Below are 22,574 nucleotides of genomic sequence, written 5' to 3' on the forward strand. Positions count from 1 at the left end.
CGGAGGTGGCCGATGAGAGTGGAAGCTTCGAAGTAATTTGGCGACGGGAGGAAGGTCATCGGTCATCACCGATGGTGCTGCCGCTCAGCGCGTCCAGCAGGTGCTCCCCGATCGCTTTCCCCAACGGAATCGGTACCGCATTGCCGATCTGCTTCACGATCTGGGTGATCGGGCCAACGAAGAGGTAGTCGTCGCGAAAGCCCTGGATGCGTGCACCTTCGTGGGGCGAGATCGCGCGGTGGTGTACCGGGTGGAGATAGCGGCCCTTCTCGGGCTTGGTGAACTCGGTCCGAATCGTCACCGAGGGCTCTTCCCAGCGGAGTCGTCCCATGACGTCTCCACTCCCGGACGTGTGCTTCTTCCACGCCGCGCATTTGAGGTCTTCATCCAGGTCGAATCGACTCCCGCCGTACGGGATCTTCCGGAACCGACGCTTCGAGAGGTCGGAGTATTTCCGAGCGACGTGCAGTTCGTCCGAACGGAAGGGGCCAGGGTTCGACGTGCCGTCGTGGAGCGCGTGCACCCGCCCAGCGGGCAGTTCGCCGGGGAGGGGGAGCCCGCCGATGACCTCGCGTAACTTCGGCCACGCCGACTTTTCCGCCTGCCCTGTGGGGAAGCCCGGATCTGGGACGTCTCGCCGGTGTCCGACGACGATCACGCGTTTCCGGATCTGCGCGGTGCCGTACGCGGCGGCGTTCACCAGATGCGGGGTGATCGCGTAGTCCTCGAGGACCCCGCCTGGTGCGGTCATCTCTCGGAACATGTCGAACTGAGCCGAGGAGAAGAATTGGGGGACGTTCTCCAAGACGAAGTACTTCGGGACGGCTCGCACCACAGCCTCGGCGTAGTGGCGCCACAAGAGGTTCCGCTCGTCGTCGACCCGTCGTGCCCCTAGTGCCGAGAAGCCCTGGCACGGCGGCCCACCGATGACCATGTCGACCTCAGGAGTCTGCTCGGTCGCCAGCCAGTCCTGGATGCTTCCTACGAACACGTCGGTGTCGTGGTTCAGGGCGTACCCCGCAGCGGCCCGTGGCTCCATCTCGACCGCGCGAACCGCACGGTACCGAGAATCAGCCTGGCTGAAGCCTTCCGAGAGGCCGCCGACCCCAGCGAAGAGATCGAGCATCCGGATGGCACTGGAGGAAGAATCTCCGGCTGCTGGCGGGAGAGACGCAGATGCGATGGTCACGACATCGGAGCATAGCCGGCGGAGTACGCGTTCCGTGGGACGAGAGGGCTGTAACGAGCGACGTCACAATCTGTAGGAACCGTCCCGCGTCGGAGTTGGCGCGGAAGCTCGAGCGGTCGGCCGTTCGAGCGCTCCGATTCCTCGTGCCCGTACGCCACGGATACCGAGCGCTTCATGCCAGCTCTCGAATGATTGTGTCCGCTGCATCTTGCGGGTCCATTTCGCAAGAGACGACCGTCCAACCGTCGTCTTCGAGGGAGACGTCCCTCTCGTCGTTGGCACTTCCGACGACTGTCACCAGAACCGACTCCCACGTCATGTCGACGCCGTAGCGATCAGTCCCGATCTCCGCGCCGAACGTCGGCAACGGGATCTCATTCTCGACGAGGATCCTGATCAGTCCTCGATGCTCAGGGAACTCGTCCCAGAACTCTCCCCATCCAGCTGCGAAAACCTCTGCCGGAGCTTCCGTAGAAGAGTGTGGTTCCGCAGCCGTCTGGCTCTTGGGGGAGGTCGCGATCCCTCGGTCAAGGAAGTCGAAGAGCCCTGCGCCCTCCTTCTCGGGTGTACCGAAAAGCGCCCCGCGATCGAGAAGCACGTTGAACTCTTCGCAGCTCGTCTCGGGGAGCAGCACGCAGTTGTGGCATGCGGCAAGATTCGCTCCGTCGGTCCCCGCGCCTGTCGACTCGATGCAGACTGGGTCGGCCGAGCACCAGGATAGCCTTCTCTGGGCTTCGAAAAAGGCAGGGCCCAACCGATCTGGATCGGCCATGGCCGCAACGCCCCCGAGGCTCCCCGCGGAATCGGCGGATGCTGTGTAGATGAGGATCCCGGCCATCTCGGACCCTGCATAAAGCCGCTCGCGCAGCGATGACGCGGGGTATCCAGCTTCGAGTGCGAGTTGGTCGATGAGCAAATGAGCAAAGGTGTGCAGCGCGAGCTTGGGGACGTCGACAGGGGGAGCCGACGCCGTCCCGCGGCGACGGGCCGCTTCGCGCGCATTTGCATCCAGCATCCTCTTGCGAGAGAGCGCGAAGTCCGTCGATGCCCACTCCTTGAGGCGCGCCGGGTCAAGAGCGACGAAGAGGCCCTCCCCGAGCAATTCGGTCGCCGGTAGCCACCGTTCCAAGTCGTCCTCCGGGCGGAGGGGTGCAATGTCTCCTTCGCTCTGGTTCTCACGCATCTGCTCCGGCGAGCTGATCCTCGTGAACCCGCTGAGGGCCCGCACCTCCCGAAGCCGGGATATGCGGCGCACGGCGGTGAACAGCTTGCGGGTTTCGATCGGGACGCTGACCGCTTCGCTGACGAACTGGGTATCGGGCTCCTCCGGCATTCCCTCCAGGATGGCCTTGTACTCCTCGAACCGGAACTCCTCTTCCGAGAGGGCGGGTGCGTCTTCGGGGTAGATCTCTTGGATCGCCTGGGCAGCGAACTCTTCAACCGTCGGAGCGTTCGAGTATTTCTTAAGGAGGACAGTGAGGAACTCCGACTCTCCGTTGCGAGCGGCTGACTCCAGGCCGGGCTTCCCGAGGCTGGTTAGATTTGCGCGTTCCCGAGCGACCATGCCGCTGACCCTGCCTGAGTGCGGCGGGATGGAGATCGCGGAGTGTCCTACTCCGAACCAGGCGTTCGAAGCGCCGCGTTGGAGCGTGCGACGATCGGACGCGCATTTCTTCTCGCGGTACGCAAAGCCCAGCCACGGCCTGCTCCCGCTACAAGGAATCAACTTGGTGGCCTGTGGGGAGAAGCTCTCGGCCATGTCACGGGACTTCCCGCAGCTGCACCGGACGACGATGTCGGCGAGGGCGGATGTCAGCCCGCGGGTAACGAGATGAAGTTGGTGCGCGTCAGGAGTGGCTTTGCCCTTGGATGCGCGAGGGTACGTCGTGGATAACCATCCTGAGTCCGGGTATCGAGCATGAACCCACTCGAAGTAGGGGAAGTCGTCAAGATGGCCCCTGTCGCACGCAGAGATGAACCTACTGGGAATCAAGGAGGCTGCGTCCGGACACAGGCCACAGCGCATGTCGTCCGTTGAGGCACCCAGCTGTTTGGTCGTGCCGAGGGAAGAGCATGCCGTGCATACCAACACTCGGGGGAAGCGCGTTACCGGAACCCCCGGTTTGTGTCGGTCATCAGGCGTCGCGGGAGGGGATTTCAGCTCACCGGAGCGGAGTTGTCTCGCGAGGCGGGGTTCACTGATGGTCGGCAAGCTGTTCTTGTCCCACATGTGCAGACCGGCGATGAGGTAGCTGGAGTCATCGGCAGGGAAGAGGCTGCCGACGCCATACGTGGTGAGAAGTGCGGAACGTCGGGCACGAAGTCTGCTGCTCATCTCAGTTCTCCTCCTGTAGGTCGATGGTCGAACTCGGCATCCGCGCGGAGTACAGACCAGTCTCGGCGTCGACGTCCCGCATACTCCGCGGGGTCGACCACGGCGGCTGGAGCCTGTTCTCGGGTGCGAGATCAGGATTCGCGATCAAGGTGGAAGCGTCGGCCAGCAATGAGGTCAACGGCTCGTTGCGTTTTCCGTAGTGCGTGAGGTGATCTGCCTGCTCCCAGTTCATGACCAGCTCGGCCAGATCCCTGTCCGTTGCAGTCCGGGCGTCCTCGCCAGCAACCTTCAGGACGCGGTCGAGGAACCTACGTCGGATCAGGTCGACTGCGGGGGACGACCCGCGAAAGTTCTTCACGTGTTCCTCGCCTCGCATCTCAGGGATGAGCATCCTCACCGCCGCGACGAATGCTGCGTGTAGAGCTCGGTCTCGAGATCGTGTTGCGAAGGGTGTGGCACTGGTGGCTTCGACGGCGCGGTACAGAGACCCGTGGAAATCGTTGAAGGACTCGTAGTGAGAGCGGTCCCGAGACTTGGCCGTGTTGAATATGGTGACCACGAGTCCCGGGTGCTTTCGACCTACCCGGCTCGTGGCCTGGATGTATTCGGCGCTCGACGGTGGTTGCCCCATCACGGTCATGAGGCCGAGCCGGTCCACATCGAGGCCGACGGAGATCATATTCGTGGCCAGGACGACATCGAGGGGTTTGCGTTCGGAGGTCAAGCCGCTTTCGAGGAGCTTGAGCGTCTCGGGGATGTCGCTGCTCGCGCGCCTGCTCGTGAGCTCTTCCGTGCCCGCGTAGATCTCTCGAGGCGCATCGAGGCCACTTCGAGTTGCAAGCAGGTCCAGGCGCTTCCCAACGTCATCGCTCACCTGCAGGTAGGCGGACCCGAGGACCCGTAGAGAGTTGAAGTAGCCGATCAACGTCCAATAGGGGTCGAGGACCTCGTCGGAGATAGTGCCACGGCTTCTGTAGGTGGTGTGCAACAGCGACGCGTAGACGCGGACCATCAGCGTGGTCTGCGAGGTCCCTGGGGCCATCACTCCGAGGTACTCCCTGGATCCCAGTTCGAGTCGCGAGGACGGCTCCGCGAAGAAGGAGTCGTCCGGATTGATCCCGGGTGGTGGGAAGAGCGCGGAGTCGCGTGCGAACACGGAGTTGATCTGTCCTTCTGCCCGGCGGATCGTCGCCGTTGAGGCGATCAGTTTTGGCCGCTGGAAGGAGCCGGCAACGTCCCGACCGGCAGCGAGGTCGACTGCCGTCTCGAACAGTCCGACAGTCGATCCCAGCGGACCGGAGATCAGATGCAGCTCGTCCTGGATGATCAGGTCGGGACCGATGTCCGAATTCTCGACACGGCCGAACAAGGTCGCGGTACTCCCGTCCCACGCCATCCGTGCGAACTTATCGACGGTGCCGATGATGAGCTCAGGGCGCTCGCGGTACACGTCCTCGTCGACGACGTGTACGGGTAGACCGTCGCCGAGGTGGAAGTCGCATGTCGACCGCGGGCAGCGGATCCAGCACCGCGCCGGCTGCCTCGACGTGGAGTAGCTGCCGACGTCCAGCCTCGCGCCACACCAGGGGCAGGCCTTCAACTGCATCGGGTTCTCGGTCTCCACCGGTTCACCGCGTCGAATCTTGTTGAGAGCTGTGCGTGCCTGGGCCACAGTGTTCGGGGTGGAGGCGGCGCCTACCCACAGGCCGATCCCGAACCGGGAGGTGCCCAGCCGTTCGTCGTTGTCCCGCCGAAGGCGTTCGAGGGAGCAGATCAGCATCGCAGCCCGTTCGAATTGCTGGATGGTCAGAAGCCGGAGCGTGTAACGCATGATGACCGCGGTGCCCTCGACGTTCCTGTCGCGCAACCGTCGCAGGACGATCAAGTAGGCGATGAGCCCCAGATATGCCTCGGTCTTCCCACCACCGGCGGGGAACCAGAGCAGCTCCGCGATGTCACGTTCCGTCGACTGCCGATCGCTGAGTGAGGGGAGATTGATGAGGATGAAGGCGATCTGGAAGGACCGCCACCGCTGATCCTTGAGCTCGAACGGGCCGGTGGCACCAGACCTGATCCAATCCTGACGTGATCGCTGCTCGTGCATGGCGCTGTTCGCCAGCTGAAATGCTTCGAACGCGCGATCGTCGTCCCGGAGGAGAGTGAGCCCGGCTCGGATCCTCTGCAGGGCCTCGGCGCCCTTCTTCAGGTTCCCGCTGGCGGTGGGTCGAAGCTCGTCCCGGACGAAGTCCTTGGTTCCGGGATCGCTGAGGGAGTGACTGCGGTTCTCGAGCCAGGTCTCGTACTCGTCGCAGAGCACCTCGAGCTCTCGTACGACCTCTTCACGGCCCCCCGAGGCGAGGAAGCCCAGAGAAAGATCGGCTGAGCTGTCGCCCGGTTTTGCTCGGAGGACTTCGCTACGGGGAACGAAGACCGTCTGGACGGTGCGGGTCCGGGAATCGACCACGTCTTCCGGCCACTCGACAGAACATCCGTGGCCAGCCGCGAACGAATGCTGATCCCGATACAGGAGGGCAGAACTCCGCAGGTCCTCGTCATCGGGGACATAGGGATCCAGGATCCGACGGTCGAGGATCGCGGGTGCCCCAGTGTGGGCATCGATACCCACTTGGAACCAGGAATACCCGTCCGCGAGTTCGCTGGAGGACTGGCGACGTTGGGTGTTCCGGAGCACGGCCGTGATCGTGATCGTCCCGAACTTGGGATCGGGCCGGCGGACCAGGACGAACAGTTCGAGGGATCCGTCTTCGAAAGCGTGGGTTCGAGATGTGCCGTCCGTGCCGGTGAGCTCGATATCGATCGTCGGCAGTGGGACCTCCACCCGTCGCCAGACATCGGATTCGCCGTCGGACTCATCCTTGTACCGCGCAGCTCGTGAACGCAGCGTAACGGTTGAGGTGAGCGCCGGATCCACAGTGAAGGTCATGCCGATGCTGCTCGGCTTGGACATGCGGGAGCTCGCTACCGGGGAGTCCGGGGCGGCCTCGGTGGGTCGGGCTTCACCGGATACTGCATCCTCCATGAACTCGGCATCGCTCGACGACGTCACGATCCCGTCGGAGGGGGCTGGCCAGAGAATTCCGGTGATGTAGCGATCAAGGGGCAATTCGTCGAGGACCTCGTCGGGCGTCGAGGGCCCGTGAAGATCTTCGACGAGGTCCTCGACCAGTCGCTGACGGAACTCGTACCTCTCGGTGAGCGTAGGTCGCATATCAGTCATGCTTATCTCCCTTGTCGGTTGGCCATCGACCCTGCACGAGTCCCGCGAGCCTGGGGACGAGCCAGTACCCACCTGGGCCGATCTCCAAGTCGCGGGTGTCATCGGGGTCGCCGGCGACGGTCTCTATCGATGTCACTCGGGCTCCTTCGAAGGTCTCCGGCCACGGGGACCCGGACTTGAAGAGAAGGCGGTTTTTCACGGCCCACGAGAACGACTCCGTCATCTGCCCGAGAACGGTCTCCTGATAGCGGATCCAGTACGTGCCGAGCTGAGCCCTACCGGGTTGTGCGTCGAGCACGAGTTCGACGGCACGACCGATCGGCTCCCCTGCCATGAGCAATTTCTGGGCTCGGAGGGCTTCGTCCGGGCTGTCGAACGACGGGTAGATCGTGTGGACGTCCTCGTTCGTCACTTCGATGCGGCGGGGGTATGGCTTGCCCCGACCCCGGAAGCGGAACTCCCACCAACGCTCGTCGATCTTCTTCGCATAGCCGTTCTCCGAAGGGATCTCCGGGACGATGAACAGGGACTCCCGCGCGCGACTGGATGCGACGTACTTCTGCCGGAGCGTCCTCCAGGTCACCTCGCTCGCCGCGGAGCCAGGTCCGGGGACCAGGTCGATGACGTGGTCGAACTCGAGGCCTTTCGCGCGATGCACTGTACTGGCGGTGACGGCGGCGCCGTCCTTCGGTGAGAGGCCTAGGGGGATGATCCCGTTCTGAAGTCTTCGGGAGAGACGTCGCATGTCGAGCGTTCGATGGTCACGGCGGTCTGCTTCCGCGTCCTTGAGCAGTCGCCACGCGTCTATCGGATGGTCGGTCGCACGCTCGAGGGATTCGATGACCTCGTCGCGGCTGAGAGTCCGGGCGTCGAGTTCGGCGAGGGCGGTCGCGACCCACGGTGCGATGCCGAGATCCTTCGCGCGTCGTCGGATGACGTGCTCAACATCGAGCTCGTGCAGCTGTTCAGACGCCAGAAGAACCGCATAGTTAGTAGCGGCGAGAACTGCAGTCGTCTCGCCGTCCTCGAGCTCGAGGTACCCCATCAAGTGGCTGAGCCCAGAGCGTGTGTAACGTCCGGTCGCGTCACGGTGTCGGTAGGAATCAAGGAGCTGATGCGCCTCCCCGGCTTTCGAACCGTCGGTCGAGAGTGTGCGGAGTCGATCACCGACCACGATCAACGATCGTAGGCGGTCGCTGGTTGCCCGATAGTGGCCAGTCAGCTCAAATCGCTCGGCACCGTGATCGTACGCGAGTGCGTCGAGCAACTCTGCTGAGGTGCGCTTGGAGACCGATGCGTCTTCATCGAGCTGGAAGTCGTAGATTCCTTGTAGCGGATCACCGAGAACCGTGAAGCCGCACTCCTCGGCAGCACTGATGAGAGCGAGGACCAGCTCTGCACGGTCCCCGACCAGATCTTGGCTCTCGTCGACGATCACGTGGGCGAGATCCTCGACTTCTGCCTCTCCGGATTCGATGATCTCGGTCGCACGGCGGATTCGCGCCTCGAACCCTCTGACGGCTTCGAGTTCCCCGTGTTGGGAAAGGATCTGCGCGGCGAAGGAATCGAAGGTGCGGATCCGGATGGACGCGAGTCCCGCCTCTCGAGCCCGTCGTCGGACAGTGTCGACCGCTGCGCGCGAGAAGCTGAGGACAACCACGTCGTCCTGGACGGAGATTCCGTCTTCCGAAAGGGCCTGGAGGCGTGCCAGGACGGTTTCCGTCTTGCCCTGGCCAGCGGCCGCTGTGACGATGAGGCGGTCCTCAGGCCCGGCCTCGGCGACCCGACGCTGGCTTGCGTCAAGGACCGGGGAGGGCTCCTCGGGACTCACTCGCCCACCCTCGTCTTGTCCCAGAGGTACGAGAATTCCGTGTACGCCAGGTTGTTACCGAAGTTCTCCAAGTTGTCCTTGATGTTGACGATGAGTACCTCTTCGGAACCGCCGTTCCTCGGGCCGCGGAGCCCTCGCCCGATCATCTGGATGTACCGGTTCGGGGAGAAGGTGGGCCTACAGAGATAGACCGAGTCCACCTGCGGAGCATCGAATCCCTGACTGAGAACGTCGAAGTTGGTGAGTACCTGGAGGTCCCCGTCGCGGAACTGTTTGATCAACCGCCGTCGGTGTGACATGGAGGTACCGCCCCAAATGGCTGCCGACGGTATGCCCCGTGCGTCCAGGACCGCAGCGAGTGCTTGTGCGTGTTTCACGGAGGCGGCGAACACGATTGCATGTTCGAAGTTGTCCTGATTGCTCTCGATGTGTCGGAGGATTCGCTGGTTCCTCGCTTCGTCAAGACTGAGCGAGTCGAGATCGATGCGGTCGTCGAGCATCGTTCGCTTGTCTCCCGACGCAGCGGGGGCGATGGTCGAATCATGACGTTGTTTGAGGATCGACCCTTGGAGCTCCGCCTGTCGCACTTGCGCGAGGACGCCGACGGATTGCAGGTATTCGTGCGCGTTGTTCGCGGTGAAGTAGCTGGATGGCTCCAGGAGATTGCCACCGAATCGGTTGACCAGAGCCTGGGTCTCCTGCTCGTTGGTTCCTCTGAAGGGTGTCGCCGTCAGGCCCAGCAGGGGCTTTCCCTGCTGGACCGTGGACCGGCCGAACCATCTGAGGACTGTTGTATATGACCTCGTCGTCGCACCGTGAGCTTCGTCGATGACAACGACCTCAGGGTTCCGGAGCCAGCCGTATTTCGCTGCGGTCGGAGATTTCTTGTCCGCCGAGGCGATCCTCGTGAGCGTTTGGATCGTGGCCACAACGACGTGCAGTCTGGCGTCCTCCTCGACGATGGATCGACCATCCCAGAGTCGGCTCAGCACGAGACGCTCCCCGGGGATCCCGAGGGCGGGCCATGCGCTCGACCATGCTTCGACTGCCTGCTCGCACAGCTCGTCGGACTGCGCGATCCAGACCAACACGCTGCGGTTCGTGTCCAAGGAACGCACGTACTCGATCAGGCTTTGGACGGCGACCCGGGTCTTCCCGGCACCCGTCGGGAGTTGTAGGACACCCTTGTTCTTGCCGGGAGCATCCGAGAGCATCTCGAGTACTTGGCCCGACGCCTCCCGCTGATAGTCATGAAGTTCCTTGAAACCGACCGGACCGAGTATCTCTTCCCGGGCGGGCTTTCTCGGCTCTGCGGCCCGGAACACGTCCTCACTGAAGCCGAGCTCGGCGAGGTCCTTCCTCTTGGCGTCCTTGATCCAGGTGCTTGCATCATCGGCCTCGGGGATCGCTGCCCGGACCGCAGCCCAGAGATCCGAGCCGTGGACATTCTGAGCCATCCGGAACAGCAGGTCGTCGGTGACCTCGATCCCCTCCGTGGCGAGGAGTTCCAGGGCTGTGGTCGGGACGATCTCACGGAGACCGTCAGTCCCGATCAGCGAGAGGATCCTTTCCTGGTCGCTGCGGAGCGATCGAAGATGTTCCCAGTAGTCCTCTCGGCGCGCATCTTCTTCCGCCGTTCGCATTGCATCGAGCACCTCTACCGGTGGCCGTGAGGAGCCGACATGTTCCAGGAGCTGCGTGACGAGCCCCGAGGTGGCCAGGGAGTCACGGTGGTAGATGGACTTGCTCGCGGGATCGACGAGCAGCGAGTATCCCTCCTCGACGGTCTCGATCTCGTCGAAGTCGTTGACTGTCACGTGGCCGAGCTTCTTCACTGGCACGAGCGTATACGAGTTCAGTTTGCGAAGCTTTCCCTCATGGTCGGAGAGATACGGGAATCGGGACCTGACCTTCTCCGTGGGCGCGGAATCGGCCTGGACCTGGCGGATCGACGTGGTGAACCTGATCGTACGGAACGGGATCTCCCAGGTGTCCTCGAGAGCGACGTCGAGGGCAAGCTGGCCGGCCCGGACGATCCCGAACTCCGTGTGTTTCCCGAGATGCTCGGCCGTCGGCGCATCACCGGGGACGATGCATTCACCAACGGGCAGCCGCCCGACCCTGTCCCCGCCGATGATGGCGACGAGATCCGAGGGGCGTCTTGCGCGGGCGGATGCAGCGTGACCGTAGAGCAGGTGCAGGTCGCTCACCGGGAGTGCAGATTCCGCCGCCCTGAGCAGCGATGCCCATCCGGCATTCGTGAACTCGGTCGGAAGGTCGAGTGGCTCCGTGGAGAAATCGTCGCGATTCTCCAACGGGATCGGAAGGATCTCCGGTGGGATCCCTGCGACATGGTCACAACATGCGCTGGTGGGGAGGGTTCCGTAGTGCGTCCTCAGTGCGCCCCGTTGCCTGATCCAGTGGACGTCGGGCGAGTCGACTTCAAGGGACTCCTTACGGGTGAGGATCGAACCGGTGTCCCCGGGGAAGCTCACCTCGAAGGAGATGGTGACGGAATTCTGCGGGCGCGACAGGAGTTCCACGGTCGCGACGGCCCGTGCCTCGAGGCTGGCGGAGTCGAGCTCTCTGAGCCTGGGGGTTTGGAACACTTCGCCGCTGTCAATCGCGGACGTCGTCGCACCGGCGCCGAGGTGCTCTACCGCGTAGCGGTTCACTCGTTCCCGACACATCCTGATCCAGTCCTCGTCCGTCGCGCGCATCGGGATCCGCTGCTGAGCCGGGAGCCTCGAGGGGATGTCGAGGGCCCGTGCCGAGTTCGCGTCGAAGAACGGGTGGTCGTTGGCGATCGTGACGTCGGAGTCGTCCGGGCGTCGGGGGTCGAGGAGGACCCCGCTCCGCCAGGCGGACCTGAGGGGGAGCCGGGAGCCCGAGTTAGTGCGGACCGTGAGGGCCCCCTCCGGGTCATGTGCGCGAAGGGTCTGGATCACCTCTTGTGCCGGGTACTGCGTCGCCGAGCTCCAGAACCTCTCGGCGAGTGCACCATCGTCAGGATCCGAGAGCGCGTCCCGCAGGATGCGCTCGAGATGAGCCGTCCCGTCGAGTGGGCGAGCTCCGTACCCCCGGAGGATCTGACTGATGCCGGGAACCGAGACGAACTCCAGGGCGAGCACACCGGCGTCGGTGCTGTCGGCGTCAGCGGGGAAGTACATCTTCGAAGAGAGTGAGCCGACCTCACCGTTGGCGAACGGGATGATGGGCGCGGATCGTACCTGCTCCATGAGATCCGGCTCGTACTTGTGTTCTCCACTGATTAGGAGGTGTGCGAACCTCGTTGCGGCCGTGTATCCGTCGAGGGTGGCGGGTTCGACGAGTCCGGCAACCAACGTGCCGAAGTTCGCAGGCAGGATTTCTTTGGCGTTCTGCATACGTTTGATCACCGACGGGCGGAAATTACCCTCGACTGCCTTCTCATGGACCCACTCCGTGATCCCCAACGCGCGTGCACTCTCGCGCCAAGCAGTGAGCGTCCCATCGGAGTCACCCCTGAAGTGGGGATACGAACGCACCTCATCGATCCGTCGGAGCTCCCCGTCCAGGTTCGGGACGAACGGGATCTGCGTGATGAACTCCGTGAGTGGATCGACCACCTTGTTCCTGATCCAAGGGGCGTCTTCCCTTCCTCGTGCGGGAAGGAACAGGAAGTGGCCAGCTGGATCTTCCTCGGTGCGAAGCTCTGGGATCGCGGCGAGCATCAACCGGGCGATCGCCTTGGTCAGAATTTCTTCGTTGTAGACGTCCTCAAGGACGGAGACGCGGTCGTCGTTCATCTTGAACGCGGCATTGATGATGCCGGGGATCGTGATCTCGGTCTTCGTGGGGAAGTAGTTCCACAGGCCGTAACTCGTCCGGTAGCCGGACCCTACCTGGGTCGGGACGGCCCAGGAGACGGAGATCGCCTCCCGCGCGTGGACGGACCCGGCATCCTTCAGTGCCTTGGCGCTGGGTCTGTGTTCCGTTGTGACGACGAGCCACTCCTCAGTGGAGCGTCCGTCGTCAAGGGTGATCGTGGTGTTCCCCGACGCGGTGGTCGACCTGATCGCGGACCAGGATGAGGACTCCCCAGTTACCTCGTTGTCAATGCGGAGCTCGCGTACCTTCGGAGTGAACAGGAGGAAGTGGTGGGGGAACGACGAGAGTTGGTCGGAGAGTTGTCTCCTCACGTCCGCGTCTCGGAGGGGGAGCCGTACTGTCGTTGCAGAACTGCGGCGAAGCCTGTCGAGGACGGGGTCGTCAGCGCGTTCGGCCGCGGCATCCAGGACGTACGGGAGACGTAGCACGGGATATGAAGCGAGGCCGGGGAGGACTTGTTCGAGTTCGCGACGGCTTCGAACGGCGTCGAAGCCGAACGCGGAGGTGCCGGAGAAGATTTGAGGCGCATCGGAGACCTGCAGGACGGACTTGAAGCCGAGCCCGAAGCGTCCAATCTGATCGTCCCGTTTGTCGGACATATTTGAGTGCAGGAGCGTGCGTATGTCGGCCGTCCCGAAGGGTCTGCCCTCGTTCGCGACGTACAGGGCATCTTCGGTGAGGGAGACCTGAATCAGGCCGCCTGTGGGCCCGAGGGCGTCCACGGCGTTCTGGATGAGCTCCTGGACTTGCTTCTGACGGTACCCGCCTTGGACGATCGCTTGTTCCTGGCCGGCATTCTCCCGGATGTTGTCGGGACGTACCCTGTAGGAGGCCAGCGTCGAAGCGTGCTCCGCCTCGATGAATGCTGCGTGGCTCGAGATGACATTCGTGGTCGACATTCGGCCCTTCCGCCCCGAGGACTTGGATGCTTCCAAGTGTAGGGAAGGGGTCAGACGCTCGGTGCCTGATCCGATGAACGAGATCGGAAACTCCCCGCAAGCCGTTCCATGCTGGCCCGGCCAGCAGTATCTCGAGTGCATGACTTCGGGGTTGGCTCCGCCGGGCGCGGGCGAGGGCCAGCTGTGTCGTCGGTGCGCGCCCCTCGGCGGGTCCGGGCCCGCCGAGGGGCGCGCATCATTGAACAGTAAGGATCGCGGGACGGTTGAAGGAGAGGTCGCAGTGGACGAGGAGAGCGCCGCGGTGGTGGCCTCGCGGATGAGCCGGCAGCGCCGACGGGATACCGAGCCCGAGATGCTCGTCCGTCGGGAGCTGCACCGACGTGGTTACCGATTTCGAGTGGATCATCCGCTTCCCGGTATGGTGCGACGCCGTGGCGACATCGTGTTCACGCGTGCACACCTTGTCGTCATGATCGATGGATGCTTCTGGCACGCGTGCCCACTTCACGGCACTCTCCCGGCCACCAGGCGGGAATGGTGGGAGGCAAAACTGGCGAAGAATACCGAGCGGGACCGGGACACCGACGCTCGACTCACCGAAACAGGGTGGGACGTCCTCCGGTTCTGGGAACACGAACCATTCAAGGACGTGGCGGACGACATCGAGGCGAAATACGCAGAGATCCTCGGCTGATCATCGGTCCGGGTGTGGTCTCACGAGGCAGCCAGGGCAGGAGCCAACTGCGGATGATGCTGCCCGATCAGTTCCACATCTCGCACCGTCAGTTTCGTCAGGTATCGCGTCATCGGCTTCAAACCTGTCTTGGGGAACTGCCAAGGTGAGTACAGAGGCGAGGGCAGTACGTCCGTCTCGAGCTCCTGCTGGTGGGTGCGGAACTCGCCTTCGAGCTCCTTGAGGTCCCGGAGCAGGATCGGACGCCGCAAGAAGTTCCTCGGCGTCACCGGGATCTCCACGCACAGCTTTCCGTCCCACAGTTGGTCGGATCGGCGGGCACCACCGATCACCCGCGACACTGCATAGATGCCGCCGCGTTTCGGCCCGGCCTCCGGATGACGCTCGGAGTACCAGCGGAAGACGACGTCGCCCACCTCGACGCCGTGCATCGTCGCGTACGTGGAATTGTCCGGCGCGATGAGCTTGTCGCCGTACGAGTCGGTCTTCAGCTGTTCGATCCAGAACCGCTCGGAGCGATCGCCGCTCCACCAGAACTCGTGCTGTCGGGCTGGTCTCGGCGTCATGTCCGGATCGTACCCACGGGTCTTGCGCCGAGGTGACGGTTCCGCTGGTCCGAATGTCAGGGCTCGACAACAGAATGCTCCACAATGGCATAAAGTCGAGTGACGAGCGTCGTCGCCGGGAGGGTATCGAGTGAGCATTGTCGAACAGCGGGATGACGCGGACGTTATCACGCCGGGATCCCTGGTCGAGGTGCGGGACGAGACCTGGCTGGTGACGTCGATCGACGTGACCGACGACGGTCCCCTGTACACGGTCCGTGGGGTCAGCGAGTTCGTCGAGGGGACCACGGCGAGCTTCTACGACAGCATCGACACGATCCGTGCGCTGCGACCGGAGGACACCCGCGTCGTCGCGGATACGTCCCCGCGGTACCGCAACGCGCGTCTCTGGCTCGAGTCTACGCTGAGGAAGAGCCCACTGCCCATCGCGCACGAGGGCCTGACCGTCGCCCCGCTGATGCTCGCCGACGACCTTCCCTATCAGCGCGAAGCGGTCGAGACCGCCCTGGATGCCGAGCGACTCCGTCCTCGCCTTCTGATCGCGGACGCCGTCGGCCTCGGCAAGACGCTCGAGATCGGGATGATCCTTTCGGAGTTGATACGCCGGGGGAGGGGCCGGCGGATCCTCATCGTCTGCCCCCGCCACGTCCTGGAACAGATGCAGCACGAGATGTGGAGCCGTTTCGCCATCCCCTTCGTGCGCCTCGACTCCGAAGGGGTGCAGGAGGTCAAGCAGAAGCTGCCCGCCACCAGGAACCCCTTCTCCTACTTCGAGAAGGTCATCGTCTCGATGGACACCCTGAAGCAGGATCGGTTCGTGCACGATCTGCGCAACCATCGCTGGGACGCCGTCGTGATCGATGAGTCTCACAACGTCACCAACCAGGCCACCCAGAACAACCAGTTGGCCCGGGTCCTGGCACCGAATACGGATGCGCTGATCCTGGCCTCGGCCACCCCGCACAACGGCAGCAGTTCGTCCTTCGCGCAGCTCATCAGCTTGCTCGAGCCCACAGCTGTCACCCCGGATGGTGAGATCGTCGAAGAGGCCGTGTCGCGGCTGATGGTGCGCCGGCACCGCTACTCCGACTCCGTGAAGGACGTGGTGGGCGAGAAGTGGGCGCCGCGGAAGGAGCCGGATCTGGTGCTCGTCTCCCCGTCGCCGGAGGAGTTGGCGGTCGCTGAGGAGATCGCGGGCACCTGGACCCACCCACCGAAGGGCATGAGCTCGCCGACGTCCGGCTCCGGCGCGAAGCTGTTCCCGTGGACGCTCGCGAAGGCCTTCCTCTCCTCACCGGTCGCCCTCCGGGAGACCGTCCGCTCGCGTCTGGCGTCTCTCGCGAGGAAGGCGGGTGTCGACGACGTCTCCGCCATCCCGCACACTTCCGGCTTCGCGGCCGAGCGGGACGCACTGGTGCGACTGGAGGAGCTGAACGATGCGTGCCTCCCGGCCGGCTCACCGCGCTCGGGAAAGTACCGACGCCTCGTGGACCTCCTGCGGGAAAAGGGCGTCGCGAGGAACTCGCCGGAGCGGGTGGTGGTGTTCGCCGAACGTGTCGGGACTCTCGGGTGGCTGCGGGAGCATCTGATCGAGGACCTCGGGCTCAAGCCCGATCAGGTGGACGTGCTCCATGGCGGGCTCACGGACACCGAGCAGCAGGCCGTGGTCGAGTCGTTCAAGCAGGGCACCTCGCCGATCAGGGTGCTCGTCACCGGTGATGTCGCCTCGGAAGGGGTGAACCTGCACCAGCAGTGCCACGAACTCGTGCACTTCGACATCCCGTGGTCCCTGATCCGCATCGAACAGCGCAACGGCCGCATCGACCGCTACGGTCAGACCGTGCCCCCGCAGATCACCGCGCTCCTGCTCAACCTGGAGGAGATCCACGGCTTCAAGGGTGACTTGCGGGTGCTCGCCCGGCTGCTCGAGCGGGAGCGGGAGGCCCACACCGTCCTCGGGGATGCCGCCTCACTGATGGGGAAGTACGACGGTGACCTCGAGGAGAAGGAGCTCGTCGCCGTCCTCCAGGGCGCCAAGGCGCTCGACGACGTCCTGCCGGAGATCCAGGACCTCGAACCGGACGACGACCCCTTCCTCGCCGCGCTGCTCGCGGGTGACCACCTCCAGCCGACGAACGGCCGAACCGGGCATCGCGCCGCGACGGACGACCCGTCCCGCACCGGCCTGTTCGGGACCGATGCCGACTTCCTCATCGCGGGCCTCACCGAGATCTACGGAGAACCCGGACGGCCACCGGAGACTGGGGGTATCGCGCTGCAGGACGCCCGCGCCGATGGTCTGATCAGTTTCGTGCCGAGCCCCGACCTCCAGCAGCGCCTGCGCTTTCTCCCGCAGAGCTACCTCAAGGACCGACGTGTCCTGGAGAAGGTGCGGCTCACCCCCGACCGCCGCACCGCGGAGTCCCGCCTGCGCGCGGCACTGAACGACCGCACCGGCACCAGCTGGCCCGACACCCACTATCTGGGGCCACAGCACCCTGTGCTCGACTGGATCGCCGACCGCTCACTGGCAAGCCTGGGCCGAGGGGAGATCTTCGCCGTCGCCGGCACGGTGAAGGAGCCGTGGGTGATCCTCCAGGGCAGCCTCGTGAACCGCCGCGGACAGACCATCGCCGCTCAGCTCCTCGGGGTCGCGGAGGTCGACGGCACGGTGCACGCGATCCCGCACTCGAGTCCGGCGGCGATGTTCCAGGAGATCGGCCTCGGTCCCGATTCCGTCGGCATTGCCGTGCCCGAGGCCGAGGAGTACGACGCCCTCGTCACGAAGGCGGTGGAGAAAGCGCGGGGTCACCTCGAGGACGAGCTCTCGGAAACAGCCCGCGCCGACGCCGAGCGCCGTGCGAGAACTTGGATCGCGGACATGGACCGCTGGGAGAAGGCCGCCGACGAGCGCACCGGCCAGTCGACGCTCTTCCGCACCACCAAGCACGTCCTCGAGATCGAGCGCGAGCTCGCCGAGGAGATGCTGCCCGACAGTTCTTTCGTACGACCGCTGCTGGTGGTCGTCCCCGCGCCGAACCGGAAGTGAGCACCGATGCCCACGAGTGATGCCCTCGTCGTCGTCGACGACTGGATCAGCGAGTACTACTTCACCTCGGACGACACCTCCGGGACCTTCCTCGCCCGGACCAAGAAACTCATCGCGGAATGGAAGCAACAAGCCGATGAGCTCCCGGACTGGCAGAGCCCTTTGGCCCGCTTCACCGCAGGCCGATCCCGGCTGGTCTCGTCCCTGATCGCTCTCCACGACTCCGCCTCGGGAATCCCCGTGAGCGCCGGCATCGAGGAACGCCGTGAGACGATCGGCCAGGCGTCGCGCGATCACGCGGACAGGCTCCGCACGCTCCTCGGATTCACTGATGACGCCCATCGACCGATCGCGTGGGATGTCGAGACGACCGGACCTCTTCGCCGATTCGCGACCCGCGGGGTGGCGGAGTACCCCTTCGCCATGATCGACGCTCTCGCTGCCCCCACCGCCGAGGAACTGCTCCGCAAGGACGGCGGTCACCTCCCCGAGGACGTCGTCCTCGACCCGGACACTCCCGAGGAGGAACGACTCACCTCGGTCGCCGCCGTGCTCTCCCACCTCGCGCTGCGCCCGGACGCACCGGAGTTCATGCTCGTCATCGCGGGCCGCACCCTCGTGCTCACCAGCTCCGATTACTGGGCGCAGGGGCGTTATCTCGTGATCGACCTGCAGACCGTCGCCGACCGCGGCGACACCAAGGCCGGCGGCGAGATCCAGCGCATGCTCGCCTGCGTGAGCGCCTCGTCCCTCGCGCCCGAGACCGACGGGCAGATCTGGTGGAGCGAGACCCGTCGCGAAGCGGTCGCCAACGCCGTCGGTGTCAGCGCCGATCTGCGCGACGGCGTCCGCGAGTCCATCGAGATCATCGCCAACGAGGTCGTCACCCGGCGGCGCAAGCAAGGCCTCGAGCCCCTGCCCGACGAGCAGGCTCAGCCCCTCGCCCTCCAGTCGCTGCGCTTCCTCTACCGGATCCTCTTTCTTCTCCACGCGGAGGCGTCACCCGAGCTCGGCATGCTTCCCTCCGGAGCCCGGGAGTACGATGCCGGGTATTCGATGGATCGCCTGCGCGAGCTCACCCTCAAGCCCCTCACGGCGGCCTCCTCCCGGGGGACCCACCTCTACGACTCGCTCTCCCTGTTGTTCGAGCTGGTCGACACGGGACACGGGGCCCGGACCGAGCCCAGCGGCGACGGCCCAGCGCGTCATGGCGGGGAGGGCCTCGTCTTCGAGAGTCTCCAGGCCGATCTTTTCCGGCCCGACCGCACCAGCCTCATCAATGAGGTGAAGCTCGGTAACGCGGCACTCCAGGCAGTCCTGGAACGCCTGCTGCTCAGCAAGGAGAAGCGCGGTAGGGACCGCGGCTTCATCAGCTACGTGGCCCTCGGCATCAACCAACTCGGCGCGGTCTACGAGTCCCTCATGAGCTACACGGGCTCCTTCGCCCACGAGGAACTGGTGGAGGTCGCGAAGAACGGTGACCCCTCCGACGGCTCCTGGGTGGTACCCGTGGATCGGATCGACTCCGAGCTCCGGGAGCACGTCGTCCAGGTGAGAGACGAGGAGACCGGCGAGCTCGTCGACAAGCGTTACCAGCACGGCGAGTTCGTCTTCCGCCTTTCCGGTCGGGAACGCCAGCGTTCGGCCTCGTACTACTCCCCGGAGGTCTTGACCCGTTTCACCGTCTCCCAGGGCCTGGCAGAGCTGCTCGACCCTGTCATACGGGCAGGGGACGAGCTGCCGGACGGTGCGATGACCTTCCCAGACACCGACTTCGACGGGAATCCGATCACCCGTCGGCGTACCACGGCCGCGGAAGTGCTCGCGATGACCGTCTGTGAGCCCGCGCTCGGCTCCGGAGCGTTCGCCATCGAGGCCGTCCGGCAGCTCGCAGCCGAGTACCTCACCCGCAGACAGGACGAACTGGGTGAGCGGATCGATCCCGAAGATCATGCGCTCGAACTCCAGAAGGTCAAGGCGCACATCGCTCTGCACAACGTCTACGGTGTGGACCTTAACGCCACCGCCGTGGAGCTCGCCGAGGTGTCCCTTTGGCTCGACACGATGTCCAAGGGACTCAAGGCGCCCTGGTTCGGGCTGCGCCTGCGGGCGGGTAACTCCCTGATCGGTGCCCGGCATGCGGTGCACACGACGAGTTCTCTCGAGAAGAAGAGCCTGAGCACTGTCGTATCGAGGCCCCCGGCACATTTGTCACTGTCGAACCTGTTGGCCTCTGGCATCGGTGGAACCGCGTCGGTTGAGAACCGTATCTTCCACTTCCTTCTCCCGGGGGCGGGGTGGGGTGCCGCCGGCGAGGACAAGGAGATCAAGCGTCTCGCTCCAGATGCCGCGAAGCGACTCCGGGACTGGGCGAAGAGCATGAGACGGAAGCTGACCGGCCCGCAGATCACCGCACTCAACGACCTGTCACATCGCATCGAGTTCCTCTGGTCGATCGCCTTACGTCGACTGACGGCGGCGGAGTCTCAATCACGGCGGGCGATCGATGTCTGGGGCGCGGACACCGCCGAAGGCGGTGAAGTCACACGGAAGCAGATCGAAAAGGCCCTTGCCAACCCACGCTCGGCTTACAGGCGACTCCGGCTCGTCATGGACGCGTGGTGCGCCATGTGGTTCTGGCCGGTCCTCGAGGACGATGCTTTGGAGCCACCGTCCATGAATGAATGGATCTCCGTCCTGCAGCAGCTCCTCGGCACGACGACCAAGGAGAGCCGAGCTCACGCGGCTGCCGGTCAGGGGAGGGTCGACAAGGGGGCCGACGAGTGGTCTGCACTCGACGAGATCGAACGGAACTTCGCCTTCGACGGCGCCACAGATGATATCGACGGGCTTGTGGCTGCAACCCCGTGGTTGGGCCGTGTCCGGTCGATCGCAAAGGAGCAGAAGTTCTTCCATTGGGAGCTGGACTTCGCCCCGGTGTTCGCGCGGGCCGGTGGCTTCGATTTGCAGGTAGGGAATCCGCCGTGGGTTCGGCCACGTCCGGATATGCATGCTCTTCTCGGCGAATTCGATCCGTGGTGGATGCTTGCCACCAAGCCGTCGGAGGCTCTGAAAAGGGCCCGCCGGGAGCAGACACTCGAGCGGGAGGGCGCTGTCGGTTCGGTCCTTCTTGGCGCTCGGGACATCGAGTCATTGGCTGCATACGTCGGCGCATCGGCCAACTATCCGGAATGCGAAGGGACACAGCCGGATCTCTATCGGTGCTTCATGGTCCAGGTATGGAATCACTCGTCGGCGGGTGGGGTTTCGACGTTGATCCATCCGCCGACGCACCTCACCGATGCTCGGGCTTACCCCTTGAGGCGAGCGACATACAGCCGGCTTCGGCGCTTGTGGCGGTTTATCAATGAATTGAAGCTTTTTGCGGAGATTCATGATCTTGTGGAATACGGGATCAACGTGTATGGCTCCGAGCGGCGGCCTGATTTCCTCAGCGCCGTAGCGCTATACCATCCTGAGACCGTGGAGGCGTCCATCCGACACAACGGTGACGGGCCCGAGCCTGGGTACAAAGATGAAAACGACGATTGGGATCTTCGTCCTCACCGTGGCCGGATCCAGCACGTGACCCGGAAGGAACTGAAGGTCTGGCACCGGCTCATGGAGGGTGGGTCCGGCGAGGTGCCCATCGAGGCCGCACGCATGGTGTCGACCGTGAACACCGCTGCGGCCAACGCGCTCGATGTTCTGGTCGAATCAGCGACGATCGGCGACTTGCGGCCAGGGTTCTCACGAGGCTGGGATGAGACTTTCGGGCGGCGCGACGGCTTCTTCGAGAGCAGGTGGGGACGAGCCGACTCGTGGCGGGACGCCATCCTGCAGGGGCCGTACTTCCATGTCGGTAACCCGTTCTACTCCAGTCGCAACCGCACCATGAAACATAACCAGGACTACTCCTCGGTCGACCTCGAGGAGCTGCCGGCCGACGCGCTCCCGGTCACGGAGTACAAGCCGATCTACGAAACGTCCCCGAGCGGCACTGTCGATACCTCGGGGTACGACAGCGCGTATGGCCGCTGGGTGAGCGAGCGGGATGACCAGGGTGCGCCGGTCGCGAGTGTTGCGGTGCGCGACTGCTACCGGGTGATGTGGCGTGCGATGGCGGCGAGCACTGGTGAGCGGACGCTAATCCCTGCCATCTACCCTCCTGGTACGGCATCAGTAAATTCGGTGTTCAGTATTGGGTTCCCACTGAAGTGGTCTCGGGTAGTTGGGCTCGCTTCCGCAAGCATGTCGTCGCTCATTGCGGATTTTGAAGTGCGTGCGTCTGTCGGAAGCGGAATCTATCAAGCGGCGGTCGATCGGCTTCCGCAGATTCCTGAGGGTCATCCACTGGCGATTCCCTCATTGCTACGAAGCTTGCGTTTGAATTCAATAACCAACGCCTACGCCGACCTCTGGCGCGAGTGCTACGACCACTCCTTCACTGAGGACTCATGGACCGGTGGCCGCGAGCGTCCGAACCGGCCTGCGCTGAATGACGTCGGCCCCGAGTGGACGGCGGCAACACCGCTGCGGATGGACGAGGACCGCCGGCAGGCGCTCGTGGAGATCGACGCGATCATGGCGCTCGTGACCGGGATCGACATCGAGGATCTGGTGACGCTGTACCGCACCCAGTTCGGCGTGCTCGCCGAGTACGACCGCGGCGGAGGGAAGCGCGCCTACATCTTCGACGACGACGGGCGCATCATCCCGTCGGCCGTCCGCACGGCGTGGAACAAGGCGGATCGGCCCGAGTACGGGCTCCCGGAAGAGGACCGCACCTACACCAACGACTCGGGGCGCACCATCATCGCCCCCGAGCCGTTCCGAATCCTCGACCGCGCCGAGGACCTGCGCATCGCCTACCACGCCTTCAAGGAACGACTGTGACCGGGGG

General features: G+C 64.4%; 9 protein-coding genes. 3 read left to right on the top strand and 6 right to left on the bottom strand.

The features are described from left to right. Positions 1-55: 55 nt before the first annotated feature. From DS079_RS07325 to DS079_RS07345, 5 genes are all read right to left on the bottom strand, one after another. Positions 56-1,189 (bottom strand): DNA cytosine methyltransferase, encoded by a 1,134-nt coding sequence (locus tag DS079_RS07325; RefSeq protein WP_241237580.1) that lies wholly within the window; start codon positions 1,187-1,189, stop codon positions 56-58. 172 nt (positions 1,190-1,361) lie between these two features. Beyond that, positions 1,362-3,524 carry a DUF1998 domain-containing protein gene (drmB, locus tag DS079_RS07330; RefSeq protein WP_126986168.1) on the bottom strand — a complete coding sequence of 721 codons (2,163 nt, stop codon included), beginning with the start codon at positions 3,522-3,524 and terminating at the stop codon, positions 1,362-1,364. A 1-nt stretch (position 3,525) separates the two neighbouring features. Then, complete coding sequence (locus DS079_RS07335) at positions 3,526-6,762, bottom strand: helicase-related protein (protein WP_241237581.1); 3,237 nt, start codon at positions 6,760-6,762, stop codon at positions 3,526-3,528. Then, entirely contained in the window at positions 6,755-8,593 is a 1,839-nt protein-coding gene (locus tag DS079_RS07340) for a UvrD-helicase domain-containing protein (protein WP_126986170.1), read from the bottom strand. The genes DS079_RS07335 and DS079_RS07340 overlap by 8 nt, the downstream gene beginning before the upstream one ends. Further along, complete coding sequence (locus DS079_RS07345; RefSeq protein WP_164736139.1) at positions 8,590-13,362, bottom strand: DEAD/DEAH box helicase family protein; 4,773 nt, start codon at positions 13,360-13,362, stop codon at positions 8,590-8,592. Before DS079_RS07345 ends, DS079_RS07340 begins: the two co-directional genes overlap by 4 nt. A 280-nt stretch (positions 13,363-13,642) precedes the next feature. On the opposite strand from DS079_RS07345, the gene DS079_RS07350 reads away from it, so the two are divergent. Further along, positions 13,643-14,056: a very short patch repair endonuclease gene (locus tag DS079_RS07350; protein WP_241237582.1), complete on the top strand. Its 414-nt coding sequence runs from the start codon at positions 13,643-13,645 to the stop codon at positions 14,054-14,056. Between the two features lie 20 nt (positions 14,057-14,076). Here the strand turns inward: DS079_RS07350 and DS079_RS07355 are convergent, their stop codons facing one another. Then, positions 14,077-14,622: a hypothetical protein gene (locus DS079_RS07355; RefSeq protein WP_126986176.1), complete on the bottom strand. Its 546-nt coding sequence runs from the start codon at positions 14,620-14,622 to the stop codon at positions 14,077-14,079. A gap of 130 nt (positions 14,623-14,752) precedes the next feature. Here DS079_RS07355 and DS079_RS07360 point away from each other — a divergent pair, with 130 nt between their 5' ends. Continuing rightward, a complete protein-coding gene (locus DS079_RS07360; protein WP_126986178.1) occupies positions 14,753-17,671 on the top strand; it encodes a helicase-related protein in 2,919 nt (972 codons plus the stop codon). Positions 17,672-17,677: 6 nt separating this feature from the next. Then, entirely contained in the window at positions 17,678-22,567 is a 4,890-nt protein-coding gene (locus DS079_RS07365; RefSeq protein ID WP_126986180.1) for a restriction endonuclease, read from the top strand. The last annotated feature ends 7 nt before the right edge of the window (positions 22,568-22,574 follow it).

Origin of the sequence: Brachybacterium paraconglomeratum (assembly GCF_003994255.1) — a bacterium.
Classification (GTDB): Bacteria; Actinomycetota; Actinomycetes; order Actinomycetales; family Dermabacteraceae; genus Brachybacterium; species Brachybacterium conglomeratum.

What these genes read in the sequence shown, in the direction of transcription:
- drmB (WP_126986168.1), bottom strand. Translation starts at nt 3,524, where the DNA reads ATGAGCAGCAGACTTCGTGCCCGACGTTCCGCACTTCTCACCACGTAT.
- DS079_RS07335 (WP_241237581.1), bottom strand. Translation starts at nt 6,762, where the DNA reads ATGACTGATATGCGACCTACGCTCACCGAGAGGTACGAGTTCCGTCAG.
- DS079_RS07345 (WP_164736139.1), bottom strand. Translation starts at nt 13,362, where the DNA reads ATGTCGACCACGAATGTCATCTCGAGCCACGCAGCATTCATCGAGGCG.
- DS079_RS07355 (WP_126986176.1), bottom strand. Translation starts at nt 14,622, where the DNA reads ATGACGCCGAGACCAGCCCGACAGCACGAGTTCTGGTGGAGCGGCGAT.
- DS079_RS07365 (WP_126986180.1), top strand. Translation starts at nt 17,678, where the DNA reads ATGCCCACGAGTGATGCCCTCGTCGTCGTCGACGACTGGATCAGCGAG.